This window comes from Hoeflea algicola (assembly GCF_026619415.1).
In the GTDB taxonomy this organism is placed as follows: domain Bacteria; phylum Pseudomonadota; class Alphaproteobacteria; order Rhizobiales; family Rhizobiaceae; genus Hoeflea; species Hoeflea algicola.
Map to the genome: position 1 here is coordinate 4130379 of NZ_JAOVZR010000001.1, position 24917 is coordinate 4155295.

Sequence of the window (24917 nt, forward strand, 5' to 3'; positions counted from 1 at the left end):
ACTGACATGAAGACAGCTGTAATGACCGCTTCCTATGCCGGCGATTTCGATCGCTGCGCGCTGTTGTGCGAAAGCATGGACCGTTTCATGCAGGGTGACTGGCACCATTATCTGCTGGTCGAACGGGCCGACGTTGCCCTGTTCCGCTCGCTTGAAGGGGGCAAGCGGACCATCGTCAGCGAAGCGGAGTTGTTTCCGTTCTGGTTGCGATCTTTCCCCGACCCGCTGAGCCTGGGCCGTCGCCGGCTCTGGTTGTCGCCGTTCTCGCTGCCGTTGCGTGGATGGCACGCCCAGCAGATCCGCCGTCTGGCGATGGCGCGCCATGTCGACGCCGAGACCCTGTTGTCGATTGATTCCGATGTTGTTCTGGTGCGGCCGTTCGACCCCGTCGGTCTCTGGCGCGAAGATCGGCTACGCATGTTCCGCGCCGATAATGGAGCCCATGATGCCACGCCGGGCCATCTCGCCTGGCTCGCCCATGCCGGCGACATCCTCGGATTGCCGCAGCGGCCTGCGCCTGCGCATGATTACATTTCCAACATGGTTGCCTGGCGGGTCGATACCGCGCGCGCGCTGCTCGATCATCTCGAAAGCCACAATGGAAAGGGCTGGATCCGGGCGGTCATCTCCTCGCGGGCGATCTCCGAATGCATGATCTACGGTCGTTTTGTCGATGAGGTCCAGGGCGGCGCCGGGCATTACCCCGACGAGCGCTCACTCTCGCATGTGCTGTGGTTCAAGGAGACATTCCCGCAAACCACCGAAGGCCTGATGGAATTCATGCGTGGCATCAGGCCCGACCAGGTGGCCATCGGTGTTCAGTCTTTTGTCGGTCACCCGCTGTCGGAAATCCGCAAGGCCGCCTTCGCCGTGACGCCGATCTAGGTGTGGCGTCCCAGCAGGTGGCCCTGCTCGGATAGAGGCGACTGATAGGCTTTTTTGGCGCTTATACCGCCTCGGAGCGATGCTCGTTGGACATATGGATCCAGCTCGACAGCTGTGATTTTCTGTTCTCCGATGATGGATTTCGTGAATTGCCGGTAGCGTCGGCAGCAGTTTGCAACTGAGTTCGGTCAATGCGCCTTCGACTTCGCCGGCGCCGAAAGGACCCCTGCGGTTGTTCACAGCGCGACTGGAGAAAAATATTTCTCTGCTTCTGCAATTTTTTGCGAAGACTGACGGCGAATGGAGAGTCATATCGAAGGTATCTCACTTCGATATCCTGCCATTACCCAACCAAGGAAAACGACATGCCGTATGTGAACATCAAGATCACCCGCGAGGGTGCAAGCCGTGAACAGAAAGCCGAACTCATCAAGGGAGTGACCGACCTGCTCGTAAAGGTTCTGGACAAGAACCCGGCAAGCACATTTGTTGTGATCGATGAGGTGGAGCTGGAGGACTGGGGAATTGGCGGATTGCCGGTCGAGGAATACCGGACACAAAACAAGCGCTGATCGCTTGGCGTAGAACGATAAGTGCTATCAACGGCTGGAGGCAAGAATGCGTATTGAAACCGAACTGACCCGGATGCTCGACATTCGCGTGCCGTTGATGCTGGCGCCGATGGCCGGTGTTTCCGGGGGCGCACTTGCGGCAGCAGTGACTGGTGCAGGCGGGCTCGGTATTATCGGCGGCGGCTATGGCGACCGCGCCTGGCTTCAAACTGAGATGGCGGCTGCGGGCAATGCCCGTATAGGCATTGGTTTCATTGCGTGGTCACTGGAGAAAAAACCCGAATTGCTAGATCTCGCCCTGGACCGGGCGCCGGAAGCAATATTTTTGTCCTTTGGCGACTTCGCGATCTTTTCCGACAAGGTCAAGCGCACAGCGAGCAAGCTGATTGCGCAGGTTCAGACCGTCGCACAGGCGCGCCAGGCGCTTGATGCCGGGGCCGACATCATTGTGGCGCAGGGAACCGAAGCGGGCGGCCACGGTGGCAAGCGGGCCACCTTGCCTCTGGTCCCGGCGATTGTTGACATCGCGGGCACTGTGCCGGTTGTTGCTGCCGGCGGGATCGCAGATGGGCGTGGCCTCGCCGCCGCGCTGATGCTCGGCGCTTCGGGTATCTTGTGCGGGACCGCCTTTTTCGCGAGCCACGAAGCGCTCACCCACCCCAATGCCAAGACCGCTGCTCTTGGTGGCTCAGGCGATGATACGATCCGCAGTTCAGTCATCGATATCGCGCGCAGCCTGCCATGGCCGGGAACCTGGAACGTCCGTACCCTGCGCAACGATTTTGTCGAGCGCTGGGCGGGTGACACCAATCAGTTGCGCGATGCTGCCGGCACGGAGGGCGAGCGCTATATTCAGGCTGCGGCTGCCGGAGATATGTCGGTTGCTGCGACAATCGTCGGAGAGGGGATTGATCTCGTGCGTACCGCACAACCCGCGGCGAAGATCGTTGAGGAAATGGAACGGGGAGCAATCGGGCTCATCAGCCAAGCGGAGCGAATGCTGGTTGGCCGCTAATCCATGTCGTGCTCAAAGCGATTCATTGAGCCGAGGGAATCGCTCGAACTAGTCAGAATGCATACTGATCTAGATCGGGCGCTTCTTGATCGAACGCAGCGCCCGGTAGGTCAGCAGCGCCGATTGCAGGTACAGCACGAAGAACGCGGCGTTCAGCATCCCCACCCAGATCACCACATCGACGTTGAGCCCCAGCACATAGGCCAGCAGCAAGGCTTTCATCACCCCCAGTGATGCCAGCACCACCATCCGAATCACGGTCCGGCCGGTCGCATAAAGCAGTTCCGAATGGTACTCGATCAGGTTGCGGAAGGCCGGAACCAGCGCCACGAAAATCAGCAGCGGCGCGGCCTCGGCCACGTTCTTGCCAAGCGCATTGGGGAAAATCCACAGCACCCCGGCCATGCCCAGTAGACCGGCGGTCGAAACCGCGGTCACCGCGCCCTCAAGCAGGATCCGGTTCTTCAATTCGTCGAGCATTTTCGATGTCCGCATCAAGCGTTGCGTCAACACCGTCAGAAAGGCGCGAACGGGCAGGGCGGTAAGGTCGACCAACCGCATGATCATCGCGTAGATGCCGGCTGTCTCCGGCCCGCCCAGCGCCAGCACCAGCACCTTGTCGAGCTCGGACTGGACGTAAAACAGCATTTCCGCTCCTGCCACCGACACCGCGTCGACCCAGCGCCTGGTGTAGAGTGCCGTTCGCCAGCGGAGCCGGACGCGGGGATAGAAGAATCCGACCGCCACCAGTGCGGTCACGCCGTTTGCCACAAGATAATACCAGGACCAGGTCGCCAGCGATCCGTCGGCGAGCCAGACAAAGGCGAGTGCGGCTACTGTCTTGAAGGCAGTGGCAATCACCACCAGAGTTGCGCCCGCTCCGAAGCGGTTGATCCCGTAACTGACGATCACCACGATTTCCATGATCCGCCAGCACAGCACCTCAGCCAGGATGATGTTGGCAAACGTCATCATCGCCATCTCGCCGGAAAAGATCAGCCAATGGGTGGCCCAGGCCGCCAGCGTGATGATTGGCGCCGACAACACCAGCCCGCCGAGAAAGCCGGCTGTATAGACGCCGAGCAGCCGGGTCTTGACCGTGGCGATGCGGTAGAGCGGTGAGACGAAGCCAAATGCCATCAGCCGCGAGAGCATGATCCCGCAGGCCGAAGCTGTGGCGAACAGACCGAAATCGCCGATCGACAGGGTGTTGGCGATGGCGATGAAATAGACCAGCGATATGACAAGACGCCCGACCGAACCGCCGACCATCGAGAGATAGGCGCGGATCAGATCTTTGTAGGTACTTGTCAGGTTCTTCAGGCGCGCAATCATGTGTCTTCGCTATGGGAGGATGGCCAAAGCCGGCATTGTCGTTCCAGTCCCTAAACCATAATGGATATTCGTTAATTCGGCGTTTGGTCCGGGGTTTTTCGAGCTATCGGGCCAAAGATCGGCGCAGCCACGGCAATCGCGTAAATTCACGGAATAACCTGTAAAAACCGCACGCCGGTCACCAAAATTAACCATTTGTTACCCATGAATTTATAGTTTGGCTTAACGAAGATGAGATTCTTGCGAACAGGGGTGGCCTTGGGCCGGATATGAGCGATTTCGCCAAAGAGCACAGGCAACGCCCCCGTCGCGGTTCGCTGCTCGATCATGCTGCCGACGCGCCGTCCCCGCGACCGACTGCGGATGCTGCTGTCGAGCGCAATCACCCGTCGCCGCAACCATCCCTGTTGAGCAGACCCGCGCGCAATCCCCGGCTGTCGACATCCGGTTTCGCTGCTGCGCAAGATCGTGGGTCAAAAACCACGCCGCCCGCAACAGCCCCGGTTTCAGCCTCCGATTCAGCTCCCGACCCCACCCCTGCCGCAGACCCGCAACGCCTGGGTCGCGCAGGCCTGGTGGATTCGGATTCGTTTGGAGACCGGATCGCCCGGTTGATGGGCAAGGTGGCTCCCGACAAGCGGCGGGCCGATCCGCGTCGGGCTGAAGACGGAACCCCGCCTTTGCGCCAAGATGAGCCACGCCAACAGGAGCAGCACGCGCAGATGCCCCGTGCTTCGGCGCCGCTCTTGCAAGCGCCTGAGCAGGATCATGATGACCACTACCATTGGCATGCGGCAGCAAACGCAAACTGGCAGGAGAGCGGATCGCGCCCCTTGCTGGATGCCTCGATCCTGGTTTCGGCGGTCTGGCGGTTTCGCTATCTGATCGGTGTGGCCACGGTCGCCGGTGCGGTGCTTGGCGTGCTGATGGCGTTGGCGACGCCGCACAAATATTATGCTGAAAGCCGGCTGTTCATCGACCCGCGCGAAATCCAGGTGACCGCCGACGATATTCGCAACCAGCAGCTTTCCACTGAAGCCATGCTGGCGATTACCGATAGCCAGTTGCAGATCCTCTCCTCCACCAATGTCCTGGAGAAGGTCGTTGTCGATCTCGGCCTCGACCGCGATCCCGAATTCAACGGCGCGCTTTCCTCCGGCGGCATCGCCGGCGGGATCAATCTGATCAAGGAATTGTTCACCGGCAAGGATCCCGCCTCCGAAGCCGAGCAGAAGGCGCTCAACACCCTGCGTCGGGCGCTGTCGGTGTCGCGCGATTCCAAGACCTTCGTCATCATTGTAGGTGTCGATACAAGGGATCCGGAGAAATCCGCCTTGATCGCCAATGCCATCGTCGAGACCTATCTCGATGAGGAGGGGCAGGCCCAGTCGGGACTGCTCGAGCGTACTTCGGAATCAATCGACAGCCGGATTGATTCGCTGCGCAGTGATCTTGATGCGGCCGAACGCAAGGTCGAGGCCTTCAAGGCGGAAAACGGCATTGTCGGGATTGGCGGCGAATATATCGACGACAAGGTGATCCTTGCGCTCAGCGACCAGCTTGCCAATGCCCGGGCAGCCAAGATCGGGATCCGGGTCAAGGCCGACAATCTCGCCAAGGTAAAGATCGACGATGTTCTCTCGGGCTCGTTCCCGGAGGAATTCCTGTCCTCCAACCTGACTGACCTGCGCAAGCAATTCACCCAGACCAAATCGACCGCGGATTCGCTTGCTACCCAACTGGGACCGCGCCATCCGCAATATGTCGCGGCCAAGTCCACGCTCGACACGATCGGCGCCGAGATTCGGGCCGAGTTGCGCCGCATCGTCGCCAGTTCGCAGATGGAACTGCAGCGCGCTGTTGAAACCGAGCAGGAACTCGCCAGTCAGATGGCGGTGGCCAAGAGCCGCGCCATGGATCAGTCGGTGGAATTCGTCACCCTGCGCGAACTTGAGCGCAAGGCAACCGCCACACGGCAAATCTACGAAGCCTTCCTCAAGCGCTCGCGTGAAACCAGCGAGCGCTCCAACATGTCGACCCGCAACGTTCGGGTGATCTCGCCGGCTGAAGCACCGCTCAATCCGATGGGGCCGTCGCGCAAGCTGATCGCCATCGGCGGCATGTTTGCCGGCATGTTCGCCGGCATCGGCCTGGCCCTCCTGGCCGGCGCGGTCGAAAGCATTCGTTCCTACAATGCAGGCACTCCGCAGGCGAGATTCCAGCCCCCGCCTTTCGCAGGCTACCCGGCGCAACCCGATCCGACAGCCCCCGGTCCGCGGACACCGCCGCGCGGCCCCCGCCGTCGCCCACGCACTGAGGGCGATGCGGAAGCCTTCGCTGACGCTGCTGACGAAGTCACCGCCGGAACCTTCTCCGGCGCCCGCGCCCGGTCCTATGCAGACGCGGTCCTTGCCCGGCACAACACAGACGACGCTGACGAACCTGCTGATCAGCCGGTAGCACCACCTGCACCGGCAAATCGGTCGGCCACACCGGGTCAGCGCCAATCGGGCGAACGCGCAGCCTTTGCCACTGGGGACAACCCCGTTCAGGCCCCGGCCCAGACCCCGCCACCACCATCACCGGCTGCCCCATCTGTCCAGCAGCCCAATTGGCAACCCGAGGCCACGCCGGTCCACACTCAGCAGGCCGCACCGCTGCAAAGCCAGCCTCAACACCCGGCCCAGCCGGACCAGCGCGCGGGGTATGCTGCCATGCCGATAAACCCGGCTGCAAACCCGGCGCAGCCGCAGTGGTCGGCACAGCCTGCCGTCATGCCGATGCATCCGGCCGCGGCGTCCTGGCAGCCCCAACAGCCAACCTATTCCGGCGCGCAGGCCGGCCAACCCAACACGCCGCCACCCGGTTACTATGCCGCGCCGATCGCCAGTGCCGCCGCCATGATGCCGCCGCAGCAACCTTATGCTTACGCGCAGGCCACCCAGCATCCGCAGCCAACGCCGGTTCAGCAGCCTGCTCAGCAGATGATGCATCCGCATTACGTCCAGGCCGCCACTTATCCGGCCCCTCCGGTTGCTGTTTCGCAGCCTCCTTACGCGCAGCCCCACCCGGCCTATACGCCGATCGCGCAGCAACCTGCACCGGCCTGGTCTCAGCAACAGGCGCACCCACAGATGCCGCAGCAGGATCCTTATGCCGCGATGATGCAGCAATCTGTGCCTGCCTGGCCCCAACAGCCGCCGGCGCAATCCGCACCGGTCTGGCCGCAGGCCGCGCCGCCTGCACAGCCGCATATGCAACAGCCGTCATTTGCCCCGCAGCCGGATGGCCAGGCGATGCGGTCGTCATTCCCGTCTCAGCCGCGCTCCCAGCCCCCGGCGCACGATGGAACGGTCGACCGGATTCGCCGGGAAATGGATACCTTGCGCTCGCGGATCGATGGCTATGGAGCGGCGCGTCGCCGCGGGTGAGCGCCAACCACCCGCCCGACCTTGTTTTTTGACACCGAAGGACGCAAAGAGGCTATCGGTGCCCGCGTCCGGTTTCGTAGGATCGCGGCCAGACGGGCGCGGCCACGTAAAGGTGGCGCCGCGAGACAGATGCAAGAGAGGTGTCCATGGCCAAGGTGATTGACGGAAAAGCTGTAGCGGCGGAGGTGATCGAGCAGGTCTCGGCGGCCAGCGCCGAGCTTGAAGCCAAAACCGGCGCCCGGCCCGGCCTCGCCGTGGTCATCGTCGGCAAGGACCCGGCCTCCCACGTCTATGTCGCATCCAAGAGCCGCATGGCCAAGCAGTGCGGGTTCAAGTCCGTGCAGCACACCCTGTCCGAATCCACCACCCAGGCCGAGCTTGAAAGCCTGGTGGCAGACCTCAATGCCGACCCGGAAATTCACGGCATTCTGGTGCAATTGCCGCTGCCCGGTCATCTCGATTCCGATCGTGTGATCCAGTCGATCCGCCCCGAAAAGGATGTCGATGGTCTGCATGTCGTTAATGCCGGCAAGCTGATGACCGGCGATCTCGACGGCGGCCTGATTTCCTGCACACCGGCAGGCGCCATGCTGTTCGTGCGCCAGACCCATGGCGCCGACCTGTCCGGCCTCAATGCCGTGGTGATTGGCCGCTCGAATCTGTTCGGCAAACCGATGGCGGCGCTGCTGCTGGCCGCCAACGCCACCATCACCGTCGCCCATTCGCGTACCAGGGATCTGCCCGGCATCTGCCGCAACGCCGATATTCTGGTCGCAGCCGTTGGCCGCCCGCAGATGGTCAAGGCTGATTGGGTCAAACCGGGTGCAACCGTCATCGATGTCGGCATCAACCGCATTGACGCGCCCGAGCGCGGCGAAGGCAAGACCCGGCTGGTCGGCGACGTCGCGTTTGACGAATGCGCTGAAAAAGCCGCGGTCATCACCCCGGTTCCGGGTGGCGTCGGGCCGATGACGATCGCCATGCTGATGGCCAACACGGTGACCGCAGCCATGCGTTCGCACGGGCTGACACCGCCGTCATTCTGATCCTGTGTTTCCACGTGGTTGCGGGCGGCGGATGTTTTATTCCGCCGCCAACGCCGATTCGCGACGGCCCGGCTTGGCCGCTGCCGTGGGCGCCGGACCGGTCGAAGCCCTGACCACCAGTTCCACCGGCCATATTTCCTGAACCGGATCGGCCTCGGCGCCGGAGATGATGTTGATCAGGCGCTCGCAGGTGCGTGCGCCTGCTGCCCGGATCGATGAGCGGGTGGTGGTGAGCGGCACCGAGAAACTCTCCGGCTTGAGAAACGGGAACACATCGTCATGGGTGATCACTGAAACATCACCGGGAACGCTGATGCCGAGCTGGTTGAGCGCCCGGAAAATCCCCAGCGTGGTAAACATCGAGGCGCTGAGCAGGCCGGTCGGTCGCGTGTCTGCCTTCGTGCCATCATACAGCGCCATCGCCAGCCGGTAGCCGCTGTCCTCGTTCATCGCCGCTGAATGGTGTTTCAATGCGCCAGCCGGCAGTCCGTGCTCGGCCATCGCCCGCTGGACCCCGCCCAGTCGGTGCAGCGCGAAGGTAAACTCGGTGTCGCCATTGATGAAGGCCAGCCGCTGGTGGCCCAGTTGCAGCAGCAGCCGTGCTGCGTCGTGAAACGCGCCTTCATTATCGATATCAAGAAACGCATAACCGTCGGCCGGCTTGTAGGCGCGGCCATGCGCCAGAAACGGAATCCCCAACTCTCGCACCAGCGCGATGCGCTGGTCGTCATTGCGCATCGACGACAGGTAAAGGCCATCCACCGAACGGCTGGCGGCAATCCGCCGGTAGGCTTCGCTTTCACGTTCGATCGGCGCCGGTGTCAGCGACAGGTCGATCTCGTGGGTCAGCGCATGTTCGCCCAGCCCGGAAAGGAACTCGACGAAATGTGGATCGAGATCGACATTTCGGCCGACCGGAAGCACATATCCGATCGAGCCGGCCTTGCCGGTGGCCAGTTTGCGGGCGTTGGAATTGGGTTTGTAACCGTGCCGTTGTGCGGCCTCGATCACCTTGCGGCGGGTATGTTCGCTGACTTCCGGGTAGCCATTGAGGGCGCGCGATATGGTGGTCTGCGACAATCCCAGGAGATCTGCCAGCTGCTTCAGGTTCACGGTTCGGCTCCCTTTCATCCAAAGCGCTTTGGAAAATTGCACGCACGCGCGCTACCTCGGCATCCCTGAAGCCTGCATTTAACCCGAGACGGGATGAGAACAAAAGCGAAAAATCGCCTCCGAATGCTTTGAAATCATGCTGCAATGCAACAAATAGTCGGAAATTGAAAGTCGATTGAAACTTTTGGCTTGACTCATGCCTGCACAGGCCGTCCTCTGATTGCAAGCCAAAGCGCTTTGAATACGAGATAGCCTTGGCGGGGAGAACTATTCACAATTTTTGTGACGGATCAGGCACTGGCCGGGAGGAAGACTTCGATGAGAAAACTGTTTTTGACGGGTGTTGCAGCCACCGCCCTGACACTGGGTGCGGCGCAGGCCGCCGACCTCAAATTCGCCCCGGGCGAGGGCAATTTCAACTGGGACAGCTATGAAGCGCTCAAGGCGACACAGCTTGACGGCGAACAGGTCACGGTCTTCGGTCCCTGGCTCGGGCCGGACCAGCAAAACGCCGAAGCGGTGCTGGCCTATTTCGCCGAGGCCACCGGCGCTGATGTGCGCTATGTCGGCTCCGACAGTTTCGAGCAGCAGGTGATGGTCGACGCGGAAGCCGGGTCCGCCGCCAATGTGTCGGTGTTCCCGCAGCCAGGCCTTGCCGCCGACATGGCCAAGCGCGGCTTTCTCACGCCGCTGGCCGATGGAACCGCTGACTGGGTCAAGGACAATTACGCCGCGGGCCAGTCCTGGGTTGATCTCGGCACCTATGCCGGTCCTGACGGCACCAAGGCGCTCTATGGCTTCTTCTACAAGGTCGATGTCAAATCGCTGGTCTGGTACATTCCGGAAAACTTCGAGGACGCCGGCTATGAAATTCCCCAGTCGATGGAAGAACTCAAGGCGCTGACAGAGCAGATTGCAGCCGATGGCGGTACGCCCTGGTGCATTGGTCTGGGCTCAGGCGCTGCCACCGGCTGGCCGGCTACCGACTGGGTCGAAGACATGATGCTGCGCACCCAGCCGCCTGAAGTCTACGACAAGTGGGTCTCCAACGAGATCAAGTTCGATGATCCGGCGGTGATCGGCGCGATCGAGGAATTCGGCTGGTTTGCCCGCAACGACAAGTTCGTCGCCGGCGGCGCCGGCACGGTGGCCTCCACCGATTTCCGGGACAGCCCCAAGGGCCTCTTCTCCTCGCCGCCGCAGTGCTACATGCATCACCAGGCTTCGTTCATTCCGGCGTTTTTCCCCGATGGCACCAAGGTCGGCACCGATGCAGACTTCTTCTATATGCCTGCCTATGCCGACAAGGATCTGGGCAAGCCGGTGCTCGGCGCCGGCACCGTCTGGGGCATCACCAAGGACAGCCCCGGCGCGCAGGCTCTCATCAAGTTCCTGCAGTCGCCGATCGCCCATGAAATCTGGATGGCACAGAAGGGCTTCCTGACCCCCTACAAGGCGGTCAACACCGATGTGTTCAGCGATCCGACTCTCAAGAAGATGAATGACGTCCTGCTTGGTGCCACCACTTTCCGCTTCGACGGTTCCGACCTGATGCCTGGCGGTGTCGGCGCCGGCTCGTTCTGGACCGGCATGGTCGACTACACCGGCGGCAAGTCCGCCGAGGAAGTCGCCGCGACGATCCAGAAGTCCTGGGATGCGCTCAAGTAATCGAGGCTGACATGCACAAATAGGAGGCCCCGGCGTTTAGCCGGGGTCCCCATCAGGACAGCCTTTTGGGGAGGGAAGGATGCATCCGGCACTTCAGGGTTTGATCACCATCATCATCGGCGTCGGCGGATGCGTCGGCTACTTCTACTTTTCCAACCAGTTTCTCGACAGGATTCTCTACCCCGCTACAGGCAAGAATGCCGGGCGCAACATCAATCGGGCCAACCAGGTCCGTCCCTGGCTGTTCCTGGCGCCGGCGCTGCTGGCGCTGGGCCTCTATCTCGCCTACCCGGTTTTCGCCACGCTGTGGCTGTCGGTCACCGACCGCAATGCCGGTGGCGCCTTTGTTGGCCTCGCCAATTACCGCCAGATGTTCGACGAACCGAAATTCTGGGAAGCAGTCAGCAACAACATGCTCTGGCTGATCATCGTGCCGGCGTTTTCCACCGCCTTCGGGTTGCTTGCCGCCCAGCTCACCGACCGCATTAAATGGGGTAATATCGCCAAGTCGCTGATCTTCATGCCGATGGCGATTTCCTTTGTCGGTGCTGCCGTGATCTGGAAGCTGGTCTATGACACAAGACCCGCCGACCAGGACCAGATCGGTGTGCTTAACGCCGTCTGGCTGGGTTTTGACGGTGGACCGATGTCGGTGCTGATCCTGAAAATCATTCCCGCGCTGATCCTCGTCATCTTCGCCGGTTTTCTCGCCTATAGCGTCATCCAGATCGCCCGCTCGTTGTTGCGCGGTGGTTTCAGCCACTCGGCCACGCCCTGGTGGGGCCTTGTCCTGCGCGCCGGGCTGGCGCTGGTTGCCGTCTGGCTGGTCTGGGTGTCGCTGCGCTCGGTGGTTTCGCTTGCCACGGTGTCGTTGCCCTATGGCGAGCCGCAGACCTGGCTGACCATTCCCTTCTGGAACTCGATCCTGCTGATGGTGGTGCTGGTCTGGATCCAGACCGGGTTTGCCATGGTCATCCTCTCCGCCGCTTTGCGCGGTGTTCCCGAGGAAACCATCGAGGCCGCGGTGATCGACGGTGCCAATCCGTTCCAGATCTTCTTCAAGATCAAGGTGCCGCAGATCATGGGCACCATCGTCGTGGTCTGGACCACCATCACCATCGTCGTGCTCAAGGTGTTCGACATTGTCTTTGCCATGACCAACGGCCAGTGGGAGACCCAGGTTCTGGCCAACTACATGTACGACAAGCTGTTCCGCGCCAATGACTGGGGCGTCGGTTCGGCCTCGGCCATGATCATCATGCTGCTGGTGACCCCGATTCTGGTCTGGAATGTCATCAACGCCCGCAAAGAAATGCGCTGAGGGAGGCCGGGATGAACGTCATGTCATCAAAGAAGTCGCCGCTCACCTGGGCCGTGCACATTTCGGTCGTGGCTCTGGTGGCGCTGTGGCTGTTTCCCACCGTCGGGCTGTTTGTCTCGTCGTTCCGCACCGCCGACCAGATCGCCAACACCGGCTGGTGGAATGCGCTGTTTACCCAGGAACGCCAGGCGCCGGCGATCCGCATCTCCGGCGACGAAGCCGAAATCGATGGCGAATTCGTCATCGATGGCCGCCTGTTCTCAAACGACGATGTCAACATCAGCCGCTGGGGCACCAGTTCGCGCGAGCCCGAAGCCTATGTGCCGGGCGATGTCGCCGATCTCGGCGCCGGCACCGCGCTGACGGTGGCGCAGGATGGCGCCTTCCGTCTCTCGGCGCCTCAGAGTTTTGGCGACAGCCGTCTGCCGCGGGTTTTCACCACCGCCACCACGCCGCCTGAATTCACCTTCGAGAACTACCGCTTCGTGCTGTTTGATCCAAGCAATCGCGAGGGCATGGCCAAGGCCTTCTTCAACACCCTGACCGTGACCATACCGGCCACCATCATCCCCATCGTCATTGCCGCTTTCGCGGCTTACGCGCTGGCCTGGATGCGGTTTCCCGGCCGGGCCCTGCTGGTGGCAGCCATTGTCGGGCTGCTGGTGGTGCCGCTGCAGCTCGCGTTGATTCCGCTGTTGCGGCTGCACAACGAAATCGGTATCGGCAAGGGTTATCTCGGCGTCTGGCTCGCCCACACCGGCTTCGGGCTGCCGCTGGCGATCTATCTGCTGCGCAACTACATGGTCGGCCTGCCGCGCGATATCATCGAGAACGCCCGTGTGGACGGCGCCACCGATTTCCAGATTTTCGTCAAGATCATTCTGCCACTGTCGTTCCCGGCGCTGGCCTCCTTTGCCATCTTCCAGTTCCTGTGGACCTGGAACGATCTCTTGGTCGCACTGGTCTTCCTGATCGATGCCACCGGTGAAACAACGGTGATGACCAAGCAGATCGTCGAACTGCTCGGCACCCGCGGCGGCAATTGGGAAATTCTTGCAACTTCCGCCTTCGTCTCCATCGCGGTACCGCTGGCGGTGTTTTTCGCCATGCAACGCTATCTCGTGCGCGGCCTGCTGGCCGGCTCCGTCAAATAAGGGATCAATGCCTCCATGAATCTTGCAGTGTCCGATCTTCCGGTACAAGCCGGTATCGCTTCCGACCCCGACTGGTGGCGCGGCGCGGTGATCTATCAGATCTATCCACGCTCCTATCAGGATACCAGCGGTGACGGCATCGGCGATCTCGCCGGCATCTGCCAGCGGCTGCCCTACATTGCCTCGCTGGGTGTCGATGCGATCTGGGTGTCGCCCTTCTTCACCTCGCCGATGAAGGATTTTGGCTACGACGTCGCCGACTACACCAATGTCGATCCGATGTTCGGCGCGCTGCATGATTTTGACCTGCTGGTCGCCGAAGCCCACAAGTTCGGCATCCGGGTGATGATCGATCTGGTGATTTCCCACACCTCCGACCAGCACCCCTGGTTCATCGAAAGCCGCACCAGCCGCGACAATCCCAAATCCGACTGGTTCGTCTGGGCCGAGGCCAAGCCCGATGGCACGCCGCCCAACAACTGGCTGTCGATTTTCGGCGGCTCCGGCTGGGCCTGGGATCCGAGCCGGCAGCAATATTACCAGCACAATTTCCTGACCTCGCAGCCGGATCTGAATTTTCACAATCCGCAGGTCCAGGATGCGCTGCTCGACGTCGCACGCTTCTGGCTCGAGCGCGGCGTCAACGGCTTCCGGCTCGATACCATAAATTTCTATTTTTGCGACGACCAGCTTCGCAACAACCCGGCGCTGGCGCCGGAATTGCGCAACGCCTCGATCGCGCCAACCGTCAATCCCTACAATCATCAGGAGCACATCTACGACAAGAACCGGCCAGAAAATCTCGAGTTCCTGCGTCGCTTCCGCGCGCTGATGGACGAATTCCCCGACATCGCCGCGGTCGGCGAAGTTGGCGACGCGCAATACGGACTGCAGATTGTTGCCGACTACACCTCCGGCGGCGACAAGATGCACATGTGCTACGCGTTTGATTTCCTGGCGCCCGATCTGTTGAGCCCGGCGCGGGTCCGCACAGTGCTATCCGATTTCATGGCCGCCGCGCCCGAAGGCTGGGCATGCTGGGCCTTTTCCAACCATGATGTGATCCGTCACGGCACCCGCTGGGGCAACCTTGTCTCCGACCGGGACCGCTATTTGCGCATGCTCGCCGGCCTGCTTCTGAGCCTGCGCGGCTCGGTCTGCCTCTACCAGGGCGAAGAACTGGGCCTGACCGAGGCCGAGCTTGCCTTCGAGGATCTGCAGGATCCCTACGGCATCCAGTTCTGGCCCGATTTCAAGGGCCGCGACGGTTGCCGCACACCGATGGTGTGGGCGGAAAACAGCGACCATGCCGGCTTTACCGAGGGCCAGCCCTGGCTGCCGATCCCCTCCGAGCACCGGCACATGGCCGTCGACGCGCAAGAGCATGTCAACGCCTCGATGCTCAATCATTACCGCCGCCTGCTTGCCTTTCGCAAGCAGCACCCGGCGCTCGCCAAGGGTGAACTCGAATTCATCGACTGCAACGACGCGGTGCTCGGTTTCATCCGCCGCCACGGCAATGAAGCGGTTTTCTGCGGCTTCAATCTCAGTGATCAGGAGCAGTTCATCGACCCGCCAGAAGGCGCACTGACGCCGCTTGCCGGGCACGGCTTCTCGGGCATGCTCAAGTCCGATTGCATTGAAATTCCACCCTATGACGCCTTTTTCGCAAGGCTCGGGTGAACCAATACATTACGCCAGCGGGAGGAAACCATGGCCGGATTGAAACTGAGGGACCTGAAGAAATCCTATGGCTCTGTCGAGGTCATCCACGGTGTTGATCTTGACATCCAGCAGGGTGAATTCATCGTCTTTGTCGGCCCGTCCGGCTGTGGCAAGTCGACGCTTTTGCGGATGATCGCTGGTCTCGAGGACATCACCGCCGGCACACTCGAAATCGACGGCATGGTGGTCAACGACGTGCCGCCCTCCAAGCGCGGCATCGCCATGGTGTTCCAGTCCTATGCGCTGTACCCGCACATGACGGTCTATGACAACATGGCCTTCGGCATGCGCATCGCCAGGGAAAGCAAGGAAGAGATCGACCGCCGGGTCCGTGCCGCCGCCGACATCCTGCAATTGGGCGAATATCTCGATCGCTTGCCCAAGGCGCTGTCGGGTGGCCAGCGCCAGCGTGTCGCCATTGGTCGTGCCATCTGCCGCGATCCCAAGGTGTTCCTGTTTGACGAGCCGTTGTCCAACCTTGATGCGGCGTTGCGCGTCGCCACCCGCATCGAGATCGCCAAGCTCAATGAATCAATGCCCGACACGACGATGATCTACGTCACCCACGACCAGGTCGAGGCGATGACGCTGGCAGACCGCATCGTCGTTCTGTCACGCGGCTATATCGAGCAGGTCGGCCCGCCGATGGACCTCTACCAGCGGCCTGAAAACCTGTTCGTGGCGCAGTTCATCGGCTCGCCGGCCATGAACATCATTCCAGGCACGATCGAAAAAACCGGCGCCAACTCCGTCATGTCGTTTGCGGGCGGCAAATCGGTTGGCACCGGCATCCCTGTTCCCGACAGCGACAAGGGCAAGCAAGCGTCCTTTGGCATCAGGCCTGAAGATCTGGTGGTTACCACCGGCGATGATTTCCTGTTCGAGGGAACGGTGTCGATTGTTGAGGCGCTGGGTGAGGTCACGCTGCTCTATATAAATGACCTGACCGAGGACGAGCCGATTCTTGCCAAACTGCCAGGCCATCACGAGATCAAGCGTGGCGACAAGCTGCGCTTTAAGGCGGACCAGTCAAAGCTGCATCTGTTTGATGGGAATGGCAAAACATACCGCCGCTGACCGCTGCAACCATTGCACACCACAATTCCCGCAAACGCCAAAACCCCGCCTTTTCAAGCGGGGTTTCGCGCGGTGCGCCCGTCATCGGACGGATTTCGGTGTCGGGCGTCGCTGATGCACGTCGTGTCCAAATGAGTTCATTTGAACGATACCGTCCTGCATCAAGTCAAGCTGGAGGGCAGGGAGTGCCTGTAATCATGGCCGCGGACAATGCCGCGGCCGTCAGCAAGCGGATGACGCCGGTCGGGAGGAAACCGGCGCCATCCGTCAGGCTTGTGTCTTAGCGTGCGAAGTGCGGCGAACCGTCGTTGCCGGCACGGTCGTAACGGACCTGGTCGTTGGCGACATCGCCGATCGAGGCGGTCGTGGTGTAATCGACGCCAGCAACCGAAGCTTGAAAGCTCGGCGAACCGTCCTGGCCGGCGCGGTCATAGCTGACCAGATCGTTGGAAACACCAACAGCATAGTTGGCCTGTCCCTGAACCGACGGCACGTCATAGGCGTCCATGGCGGTCGAAGCGGCGAAGGCGCCGGTGGAAGCAGCAAGGGTGAAGCCGAGGGCGATGATGAGCTTGTTCATGAGTGTATTCCTTTAGATTGATTGGCGCATCCCTCAGGGACGCAAGCCGTGTGGTTTGGAGGCCGGCAGGGAAACGTCCCTGCCGCTCATTGGTTCCGTCTTGATTGGCGTCAGGCCTTAGCGAGCGAAATGCGGCGAACCGTCATTGCCGGCGCGGTCATAGATGATCTGGTCGTTGGAGACACCACCGACCGAAGCGGTAGCGGTGTAGTCGACTCCAGCGGTCGGAGCCTTGAAGGTCGGCGAGCCGTCATTGCCGGCACGGTGGTAGACCACCTGGTCGTTGGAGCCGGCGCCGGTCGAGGCGGTTGCGGTGTAATCAATGCCGCTCGTCTGGGCAGCGGGGAAATCATAAGCGTCCATGGCGGTGGAAGCGGCAAAGGCGCCGGTGGAAGCAGCAAGGGTGAAGCCGAGGGCGATGATGATCTTGTTCATGGTCTTATCCTTTGAATCTGGGTCGCGTCTTGGGAGGACTGCGTAAAGATGATGTCTGCGGGGGAAGGGATCAGCGGAGCGAAAGGTCCGCCGATCCAGGTCTCAATTGTTAGTTGGCAAAGCGCGGCGAACCGTCATTGCCGGCGCGGTCATAGATGATCTGGTCGTTGGAAACGCCGCCGATGGAAGCAGTGGCGGTGTAATCGATGCCGGTTGCGGCAGGAGCCAGGAAGCTCGGCGAGCCGTCATTGCCGGCACGGTCGTAGCTGACCAGGTCGTTGGCAACGCCAACAGCGTAAGTGATGTCGCCCTGCACGGCGGGGACGTCATAGGCGTCCATGGCAGTGGAAGCGGCAAAGGCGCCGGTGGAAGCAGCAAGGGTGAAGCCGAGGGCGATGATGATCTTGTTCATGGTCGTTATCCTTGTGAGGTGGAAAGCGGAAATCCGTATCCGTCTGTCCGGTTCGTGGGGCGGCCCGTTGGGTGAGCCGTGTTGTTCGATGACCTGAAGATGAGGCTTGTGCTGATGACTTGCGAACCACATGGCCGTGAGAACGGCGTGGGTCTGACGTGACTGGAAGGCTGAACGGGCAGGGGGTGCCAGGAAAGAACCAAGCAAACTCAACGGGTTGCATGGCATTTTCGGATGTGATCGGGGCCTCATTGTCAACCGCAGGCGACCCGGAGCGTTCACAATCGACGCGTCAAACAGTGAAAATGCCCCCAAAATCGGGACTGCACGGTTCAAAAACGGCTGTCGGTTTTTGGTGCCGACTGCGAAGGCGTGAGCCAGCAAGGGGCCATTGTCACGGCCGATCACGCGGTGCGTGATCAGGGCATGGCTTTCGTGATCGATTTGTCCGGCTTAGTCACCGCCATTCAGAGCGTTGCGCAGCAAAAAGCCCCGGCAGGCAAGGTTGCCGGGGCTCGAATTTCATCTGAAAATCGGTGTGGGCATGGCCCGCTAGACAATTCCCGCCGCTTCGCCGTCCGAACCGGCGCTGTCTGCCATCAAAAGCGGGCTTACGCCTCCGGCGTCTCGGAAGCTTCGGCCTCCTGCTTGGCCTTTTCGATGACGACCTTGCGCAGGGCGTCGGCCAGCGCCTCGGCCGGCTGGGCGCCGACAAGCGCGTATTTCATGTCGATGATAAAGCACGGAACGCCGGTCACGCCCATCTGCCGCGCCTGGTCGATCTCGGCGTTGACGGTGTCGTTGAGGCCCCATCAGAGAGAGCTTGCCGGCTAGACTTCAATCGACCAGCCCACACAGGCAAAAACCCCGCCTTTTCAAGCGGGGTTTCGCGCGGTGCGCCCGTCATCGGACGGATTTCGGTGTCGGGCGTCGCTAGGGGTTGAGGGCAGTTCAGACTGATTGGGGCAGGGAGTGCCTGTAATCATGGCCGCGGACAATGCCGCGGCCGTCAGCAAGCGGATGACGCCGGTCGGGAGGAAACCGGCGCCATCCGTCAGGCTTGTGTCTTAGCGTGCGAAGTGCGGCGAACCGTCGTTGCCGGCACGGTCGTAACGGACCTGGTCGTTGGCGACATCGCCGATCGAGGCGGTCGTGGTGTAGTCGACGCCAGCAACCGAAGCCTGAAAGCTCGGCGAACCGTCCTGACCTGCACGGTCATAGCTGACCAGATCGTTGGAAACACCAACAGCATAGTTGGCCTGGCCCTGAACCGACGGGACGTCATAGGCGTCCATGGCAGTCGAAGCGGCAAAAGCGCCGGTGGAAGCAGCAAGGGTGAAGCCGAGGGCGATGATGAGCTTGTTCATGAGTGTATTCCTTTAGATTGATTGGCGCATCCCTGAGGGACGCAAGCCGTGTGGTTTGGAGGCCGGCAGGGAAACGTCCCTGCCGCTCATTGGTTCCGTCTTGATTGGCGTCAGGCCTTAGCGAGCGAAATGCGGCGAACCGTCATTGCCGGCGCGGTCATAGATGATCTGGTCGTTGGAGACGCCACCGACCGAAGCTGTTGCAGTGTAGTCGATGCCGGTTGCGGCAGGAGCCAGAAAGCTCGGCGAGCCGTCATTGCCGGCACGGTGGTAGACCACCTGGTCGTTGGAGCCGGCGCCGGTCGAAGCGGTTGCGGTGTAGTCAATGCCGCTCGTCTGGGCAGCTGGGAAATCATAGGCGTCCATGGCAGTGGAAGCGGCAAAGGCGCCGGTGGAAGCAGCAAGTGTAAAGCCGAGGGCGATGATGATCTTGTTCATGGTCTTATCCTTGTGAGGTGGAAAGCGGAAATCCGTATCCGTCTGTCCGGTTCGTGGGGCGGCCCGTTGGGTGAGCCGTGTTGTTCGATGACCTGAAGATGAGACTTGTGCTGATGACTTGCGAACCACATGGCCGTGACAACGGCGTGGGTCTGACGTGACTGGAAGGATGACCGGGCAGGGGGTGCAAAGAAAGAACCAAGCAAACTCAACGGGTTGCATGGCATTTTCGGATGTGATCGAGGCCCCATTGTCAACCGCAGGCGACACGGAGCGTTCACAATCGACGCGTCAAACAGTGAAAATGCCCCCAAAATCGGGACTGCACGGGTCAAAAACGGCTGTCGATTTTTGGTGCCGACTGCCCAGGCGTGAGCCAGCAAGGGGCCATTGTCACGGCCGATCACGCGGTGCGTGATCAGGGCATGGCTTTCGTGATCGATTTGTCCGGCTTAGTCACCGCCATTCAGAGCGTTGCGCAGCAAAAAGCCCCGGCAGGCAAGGTTGCCGGGCACCAAACCCGGGGAGATATTGTCGCCAGCAAGCCGCTGTTCTCTCTGACCCACAGCCGCTCAATCCCGGCCAGCACAGCCAGGATAAGTCTACATTAAGCTTCGTAAGGTAATATTCCTGGCAGTTTTTATGGAAAAGCCGAGACGGGGGCGTGCTGTGACGAGTTTAGCTGCGGGAAATCACTATCTGAAGAAAGAGGAATCCTTCATGTACGACCGCGAGACGCGGTTCCCGATGGAGCAGACCATGAACCCCGCCCGGATCGAATATACCGAGAAGAGCGTCATGAATCTGGAGTCGCGTCGCTGCGACATCCTGGCAATATCCCGAAGTGGCGCCATCCTCGGCATCGTCACCGAATTCAGGATCCCCCGTCAGTTCTACCTTGATGTACCGAAAACACGGATCTCGAAACTTGGCTGCGTTCTGATGCGCATCAATACCAACAACACCATCGAGGTGCGCTTCCTGCGACTGATGACCGAAAGCGAAATGGAGCGGATCTATGTCTACAGCACCCATCCTGCCCATCGGGACTGGGTGGTCAGCGTCCGCACCTGGTAGTCCTGCCGCCGGCCACCCTCGCCCTTTCGAACGATCCTGATCAGTAGAGAATGCTCGCCCCTTCATCGGCCGGGCCGGCATTGTCACGCAGTCGGGCGAACAATTCGCGGCCCATGCCCCATTCATTATGGCTCAGATCGGCGCTGGCGGGTTCGCGGGCGTCGAATTCGGCTGCCGGCACCAGCACCTCCAGCGTGCCGCTGATAGCATCAAGCCGGATCATGTCGCCCTCGCGGATGCGGGCAATCGGTCCGCCATCCTTGGCCTCCGGGGTCACGTGAATGGCGGCGGGCACCTTGCCCGAAGCTCCTGACATCCGTCCGTCGGTCACCAGCGCGATTTTCTGACCCCGGTCCTGCAGCACCCCCAGCGGTGGCGTCAGCTTGTGCAGTTCCGGCATGCCGTTGGCCTTCGGGCCCTGGAACCGGACGACAGCAACAAAATCGCCGGTGAGACTGCCGGCATTGAACGCCGCCTGCAGTTCAAACTGGTCGTTGAACAATCGCGCCGGCGCCTCGATCACCTGCCGCTCAAGCTTGACCGCGGAAATCTTGATCACTGCCTTGCCGAGATTGCCGGTGAGCATTTTCAGCCCGCCATTGGGCTGGAACGGCTTGTCCATCGTGGTCGCCACCTTGGCATCGCCGCTGGCCTTGGAGACCGGCACGCGCACCACCGTGCCGTTTTCACCAAGCCTGGCTTCCACCGCATAGGCCGACAGCCCCTTGCCCCAGACCGTGCGCACCTCCTCGTGCAACAGCCCGACCGAGAGCAACTGGTCGATCATGAAGTTGATGCCGCCGGCTGCGTTGAAGTGGTTCACATCGGCAGGCCCGTTCGGGTACACCCGTGCCAGCAGCGGCACCGCGTCGGAGAGATCGGAAATATCTTCCCAGGTCAGCCGGATGCCTGCGGCGCGTGCCATCGCGATCAGGTGCATCGTGTGGTTGGTGGATCCACCCGTGGCGTGCAAGCCGATGACGCCGTTGACCAGCGAACGCTCGTCGATCATCTCGCCCACCGGTGTGTATTCGTTGCCAAGCGCTGTGATTGCCAGTGCCCGGCGTGTGGCCTCGGCGGTCAGCGCGTCTCTCAGCGGTGTGCCCGGATTGACGAACGAGGCGCCGGGCGTGTGCAGCCCCATGATCTCCATCAGCATCTGGTTGGAGTTGGCGGTGCCGTAGAAAGTGCAGGTGCCAGGACCATGATAGGATTTGGATTCGGCCTCCAGCAATTCGTCGCGGCCGACCTTGCCTTCCGCATAGAGTTGGCGGATCCGTGCCTTCTCGTCATTGGGCAGGCCGGAAGTCATCGGTCCGGCCGGCACGAACACCGCCGGCAGATGGCCAAAACTCAGCGCCGCGATCAGCAGTCCCGGCACGATCTTGTCGCAGACGCCGAGATAGACCGCGGCATCGAACATGTTGTGCGACAGCCCGACTGAGGCCGACATTGCGATGATGTCGCGCGAAAACAGCGACAGCTCCATCCCCGGCTGGCCCTGGGTGACGCCGTCGCACATTGCCGGAACCCCGCCCGCCACCTGCGCCACGCCACCGGCGGCGCGCGCCGCGGCGCGGATCTGATCGGGAAAGGTCTCGAACGGCTGGTGCGCCGACAGCATGTCGTTATAGGCGGTGATGATGCCCAGATTGGGGGCCACGTTGCCAGCCAGATCGGCCTTGTCGGCCGGGCCGCAGGCGGCAAAGCCATGGGCGAGGTTGCCGCACGAAAGGGTCGAGCGGTGCGGGCCCTTGGCCGCCATCTCTCGAAGTCGCCCCAGATAGAGCTCGCGGCTCGGTTTTGACCGTTCGATGATCCGGTTTGTGACACTGGCAATGCGGGGATCAACACTCATGGCTCATATCCTTCTATCGGGTTTGCGGGTCTTTCGGCCCGATGGCGTCTGCTGCCACGCCGCACGCCTGATCCGGCGCGCTGGCGGCGCGGCAACGCAATCAACGAATGCATGCCGGTCATCTCCGGTGGCGCTCAATCGACCTCGTTTGAACGTGACATGCAGGGGCGGCTCAGGGCGCCCAGTAGATCTCGAGTGGCCGTTTTGCCTGGCGCAGCACGGCGCGCACCGGCATCGCTTGCTCTGGCCCGGGTTCGAGCGCGCTTGCCAGCACCGCCCGCTTGGCCTCACCTTCGATATGCAGCACCAGCAGCCCGGCTTCGATGATCCGCGGCAGTGTCAGCGTCAGCCTCGGCTCGTCGGCGCCGGGTGCCTCGATTGCCATCACGCTTGCCGGGCAGGCGGGATCGGTCACTTGCGCAAGTGTCGTTCCGCCGGGAAAGAATGAGGCCGTGTGGCCGTCGGTCCCCATGCCAAGCACCACCACGTCAAACGGCAGCGCAAGCGCTTCAATTCGTTCAGCGGCGTTTGCCGCAGCGCTCTCTGCATTTTCACTCTTCATATGGAGCGGAACGAAGCCGGCGTCAGCGGCGCGGTTTTGCAACAGGTGCTGGCTCGCCAGCCGGTGGTTGGAGCGTTCGTGCTCGGGGCCAACCATGCGTTCGTCGACCAGCGTGACGGTAACCTTGCCCCAGCTGATCGGCTGTTTTGACAATTCGGCGAAGAACCGTTTCGGCGTGCTGCCGCCCGAAACTGCAAGTGTTGCCTGGCCACGGCTCTCGATCGCCTCGGCAAGTGCCTGGGCAACCCGGCTGGCCAGAGCTGCCGCCAGCGCCGTGCCGCTGTCGAAATCGAGATGTCGGACCTGCGCGTCGACGTTGTTAGTCGCTTTCATGCCAGGTCCTGCCGTCGCGTTCGATCAGCGCAATCGCCTGGCTCGGCCCCCAGGTGCCGGCCGTGTAGGGCTGCACCGATTGGCCGGTCTCTTCCCAGGCCGTCAGGATCGGGTCGATCCAGTTCCACGCTGCCTCAACCTCGTCGCGCCGCATGAACAGCGTCTGGTTGCAGCGAACCACATCCAGCAGCAGCCGTTCGTAGGCATCCGGGCTGCGTTCCCCGAACCGGTCGGCGAAGCTCATGTCGAGCGAGACATGTCTCAGCCGCATGCCGCCCGGTCCCGGATCCTTGATCATGATCCACTGCTTTACGCCCTCGTCGGGCTGCAGCCGCATCACCAGCTTGTTGGCGGTCACCCGGCCGGCACTGGACCCGAAGATCGAATGCGGAACCGGCTTGAATGCCACCACGATTTCCGACACCCGCTCGCTCATCCGCTTGCCGGTGCGCAAGTAGAACGGCACGCCGGCCCAGCGCCAATTGTTGATTTCCGCCTTGATCGCGACAAAGGTCTCGGTGTCCGACACCCCGCCTTCGAGCTCTTCGAGATAGCCCTTGACCGCACCGCCCGCCGAGGCGCCGGCCTTGTACTGGCCGCGCACGGTCACGGTGTCTGCATTGTCTTCGTTGATCGGTCGGAGCGATCGCAGAACTTTCAGCTTTTCGTCGCGCACCGCTTCCGCTTCCATCGACGACGGTGGCTCCATTGCCACCAGGCACAACAGTTGCACCAGATGGTTCTGGACCATGTCTCTGAGTGCGCCAGCCTTGTCGTAATAGCCGGCGCGGCCTTCAAGGCCCACCGATTCAGCCACCGTGATCTGCACATGGTCGATATGGGCGGAGTTCCACAACGGCTCATAGAGCGCATTGGCAAACCTGAGCGCCATCAGGTTCTGGACCGTTTCCTTGCCCAGATAATGGTCAATACGGAAGATCTGCTCTTCCTCAAACACGCTGCCGATTGTCTTGTTGAGCGCGCGCGCGGAGTTGAGATCCCGCCCGATCGGCTTTTCCACCACGATCCGGGTCTGCTTGGTGATCAGCCCGCTCGACTGTATTCGTTCGGAAATATCGCCGAACAGCCCCGGTCCGACCGCCAGATAGAATGCCCTGACCCGGTCAGCGCCTTCCTCCAGAATTGCCTTGAGCTCGTCCCAGCCCTTGTCGGACCTCGCGTCGACAGAAACATAAAACAGCCGCGCCAGAAATTGCTCTATATCGGCTTCCTGATACTCGGTCTTCGCAAGGTGTTCTTTCAGCGCGTCGCGGGCAAAGGCGCGATAGCCGTCATGATCCATCTCCGCGCGGGAAGCACCGATGATCCGTGTCGGCTCGGTCAACTGACCGGCGATCTGGCGGTGATACAGCGCCGGCAGCAGCTTGCGCTCGGCAAGGTCACCGGTGCCGCCGAAGACGACATAGTCAAAGGGATCGACCGGAATGATCTGACTCATGGGGGCATCCTGTCCGTGAATGGTGCGCCTGTTCTAATCTAATCGATTAGATAA

The 24917-nt window shown here is 61.5% G+C and carries 23 protein-coding genes and 1 pseudogene; 12 read left to right on the forward strand and 12 right to left on the reverse strand.

Annotated features, from left to right (window positions below):
* Positions 1-6 precede the first annotated feature (6 nt).
* From OEG84_RS20170 to OEG84_RS20180, 3 genes are all read left to right on the forward strand, one after another.
* Positions 7-885 (forward strand): DUF6492 family protein, encoded by an 879-nt coding sequence (locus tag OEG84_RS20170; RefSeq protein WP_267655394.1) that lies wholly within the window; start codon positions 7-9, stop codon positions 883-885.
* Between the two features lie 365 nt (positions 886-1250).
* A complete protein-coding gene (locus OEG84_RS20175; protein WP_267655395.1) occupies positions 1251-1457 on the forward strand; it encodes a tautomerase family protein in 207 nt (68 codons plus the stop codon).
* A gap of 46 nt (positions 1458-1503) precedes the next feature.
* Positions 1504-2472, forward strand: a complete 969-nt coding sequence (locus tag OEG84_RS20180) for an NAD(P)H-dependent flavin oxidoreductase (RefSeq protein ID WP_267655396.1) — start codon at positions 1504-1506, stop codon at positions 2470-2472.
* A gap of 69 nt (positions 2473-2541) precedes the next feature.
* Here the strand turns inward: OEG84_RS20180 and OEG84_RS20185 are convergent, their stop codons facing one another.
* The gene (locus OEG84_RS20185; RefSeq protein WP_267655397.1) at positions 2542-3807 is read right to left on the reverse strand and encodes a lipopolysaccharide biosynthesis protein; all 1266 of its coding nucleotides are present in this window, start codon (positions 3805-3807) and stop codon (positions 2542-2544) included.
* A gap of 146 nt (positions 3808-3953) precedes the next feature.
* Positions 3954-4193: a hypothetical protein gene (locus tag OEG84_RS20190; protein WP_267655398.1), complete on the reverse strand. Its 240-nt coding sequence runs from the start codon at positions 4191-4193 to the stop codon at positions 3954-3956.
* Positions 4194-4214: 21 nt separating this feature from the next.
* Here OEG84_RS20190 and OEG84_RS20195 point away from each other — a divergent pair, with 21 nt between their 5' ends.
* Both OEG84_RS20195 and folD read left to right on the forward strand, forming a co-directional pair.
* Positions 4215-7238, forward strand: coding sequence for a GNVR domain-containing protein (locus OEG84_RS20195; RefSeq protein ID WP_267655399.1), 3024 nt, complete (start codon positions 4215-4217; stop codon positions 7236-7238).
* A gap of 146 nt (positions 7239-7384) precedes the next feature.
* Positions 7385-8284: a bifunctional methylenetetrahydrofolate dehydrogenase/methenyltetrahydrofolate cyclohydrolase FolD gene (gene folD, locus OEG84_RS20200; protein WP_267655400.1), complete on the forward strand. Its 900-nt coding sequence runs from the start codon at positions 7385-7387 to the stop codon at positions 8282-8284.
* Between the two features lie 36 nt (positions 8285-8320).
* On the opposite strand, the gene OEG84_RS20205 is transcribed toward folD, so the two are convergent.
* Complete coding sequence (locus tag OEG84_RS20205) at positions 8321-9397, reverse strand: LacI family DNA-binding transcriptional regulator (protein WP_267655401.1); 1077 nt, start codon at positions 9395-9397, stop codon at positions 8321-8323.
* Positions 9398-9715: 318 nt separating this feature from the next.
* On the opposite strand from OEG84_RS20205, the gene OEG84_RS20210 reads away from it, so the two are divergent.
* The 5 genes from OEG84_RS20210 (at position 9716) to OEG84_RS20230 (ending at position 16342) form a co-directional block, all read left to right on the forward strand.
* The gene (locus OEG84_RS20210) at positions 9716-11065 is read left to right on the forward strand and encodes an ABC transporter substrate-binding protein (protein ID WP_267655402.1); all 1350 of its coding nucleotides are present in this window, start codon (positions 9716-9718) and stop codon (positions 11063-11065) included.
* 79 nt (positions 11066-11144) lie between these two features.
* Positions 11145-12386: a carbohydrate ABC transporter permease gene (locus OEG84_RS20215; RefSeq protein ID WP_267655403.1), complete on the forward strand. Its 1242-nt coding sequence runs from the start codon at positions 11145-11147 to the stop codon at positions 12384-12386.
* Between the two features lie 11 nt (positions 12387-12397).
* Positions 12398-13540 carry a carbohydrate ABC transporter permease gene (locus OEG84_RS20220; RefSeq protein ID WP_267655404.1) on the forward strand — a complete coding sequence of 381 codons (1143 nt, stop codon included), beginning with the start codon at positions 12398-12400 and terminating at the stop codon, positions 13538-13540.
* Positions 13541-13555: 15 nt separating this feature from the next.
* Complete coding sequence (bglA, locus tag OEG84_RS20225; RefSeq protein ID WP_267655405.1) at positions 13556-15223, forward strand: beta-galactosidase BglA; 1668 nt, start codon at positions 13556-13558, stop codon at positions 15221-15223.
* Between the two features lie 30 nt (positions 15224-15253).
* The gene (locus OEG84_RS20230; RefSeq protein ID WP_267655406.1) at positions 15254-16342 is read left to right on the forward strand and encodes an ABC transporter ATP-binding protein; all 1089 of its coding nucleotides are present in this window, start codon (positions 15254-15256) and stop codon (positions 16340-16342) included.
* Between the two features lie 280 nt (positions 16343-16622).
* On the opposite strand, the gene OEG84_RS20235 is transcribed toward OEG84_RS20230, so the two are convergent.
* The 6 genes and pseudogenes from OEG84_RS20235 to OEG84_RS20260 form a co-directional block, all read right to left on the reverse strand.
* Positions 16623-16922 carry a hypothetical protein gene (locus OEG84_RS20235; RefSeq protein ID WP_267655407.1) on the reverse strand — a complete coding sequence of 100 codons (300 nt, stop codon included), beginning with the start codon at positions 16920-16922 and terminating at the stop codon, positions 16623-16625.
* Positions 16923-17039: 117 nt separating this feature from the next.
* Positions 17040-17357, reverse strand: coding sequence for a hypothetical protein (locus OEG84_RS20240; protein ID WP_267655408.1), 318 nt, complete (start codon positions 17355-17357; stop codon positions 17040-17042).
* Positions 17358-17466: 109 nt separating this feature from the next.
* Positions 17467-17769, reverse strand: coding sequence for a hypothetical protein (locus OEG84_RS20245; protein ID WP_267652309.1), 303 nt, complete (start codon positions 17767-17769; stop codon positions 17467-17469).
* 611 nt (positions 17770-18380) lie between these two features.
* Positions 18381-18560: pseudogene (locus tag OEG84_RS20250) on the reverse strand (DsbA family oxidoreductase); the annotation flags it as partial.
* A 276-nt stretch (positions 18561-18836) separates the two neighbouring features.
* Positions 18837-19136 carry a hypothetical protein gene (locus OEG84_RS20255; RefSeq protein ID WP_267655407.1) on the reverse strand — a complete coding sequence of 100 codons (300 nt, stop codon included), beginning with the start codon at positions 19134-19136 and terminating at the stop codon, positions 18837-18839.
* A 117-nt stretch (positions 19137-19253) separates the two neighbouring features.
* Positions 19254-19574, reverse strand: coding sequence for a hypothetical protein (locus tag OEG84_RS20260; RefSeq protein ID WP_267655409.1), 321 nt, complete (start codon positions 19572-19574; stop codon positions 19254-19256).
* A gap of 371 nt (positions 19575-19945) precedes the next feature.
* Between OEG84_RS20260 and OEG84_RS20265 the strand changes: the two genes are divergently transcribed.
* Positions 19946-20185, forward strand: a complete 240-nt coding sequence (locus OEG84_RS20265; RefSeq protein ID WP_267655410.1) for a hypothetical protein — start codon at positions 19946-19948, stop codon at positions 20183-20185.
* Between the two features lie 109 nt (positions 20186-20294).
* Positions 20295-20651, forward strand: coding sequence for a hypothetical protein (locus OEG84_RS20270; protein WP_267655411.1), 357 nt, complete (start codon positions 20295-20297; stop codon positions 20649-20651).
* Positions 20652-20691: 40 nt separating this feature from the next.
* On the opposite strand, the gene edd is transcribed toward OEG84_RS20270, so the two are convergent.
* The 3 genes from edd to zwf all read right to left on the reverse strand — a co-directional run bounded on the left by edd (position 20692) and on the right by zwf (position 24863).
* A complete protein-coding gene (edd, locus tag OEG84_RS20275) occupies positions 20692-22509 on the reverse strand; it encodes a phosphogluconate dehydratase (RefSeq protein ID WP_267655412.1) in 1818 nt (605 codons plus the stop codon).
* 172 nt (positions 22510-22681) lie between these two features.
* Positions 22682-23404 (reverse strand): 6-phosphogluconolactonase, encoded by a 723-nt coding sequence (gene pgl, locus OEG84_RS20280; RefSeq protein WP_267655413.1) that lies wholly within the window; start codon positions 23402-23404, stop codon positions 22682-22684.
* Positions 23391-24863 carry a glucose-6-phosphate dehydrogenase gene (zwf, locus tag OEG84_RS20285; RefSeq protein ID WP_267655414.1) on the reverse strand — a complete coding sequence of 491 codons (1473 nt, stop codon included), beginning with the start codon at positions 24861-24863 and terminating at the stop codon, positions 23391-23393. The genes pgl and zwf overlap by 14 nt, the downstream gene beginning before the upstream one ends.
* Positions 24864-24917 lie beyond the last annotated feature (54 nt).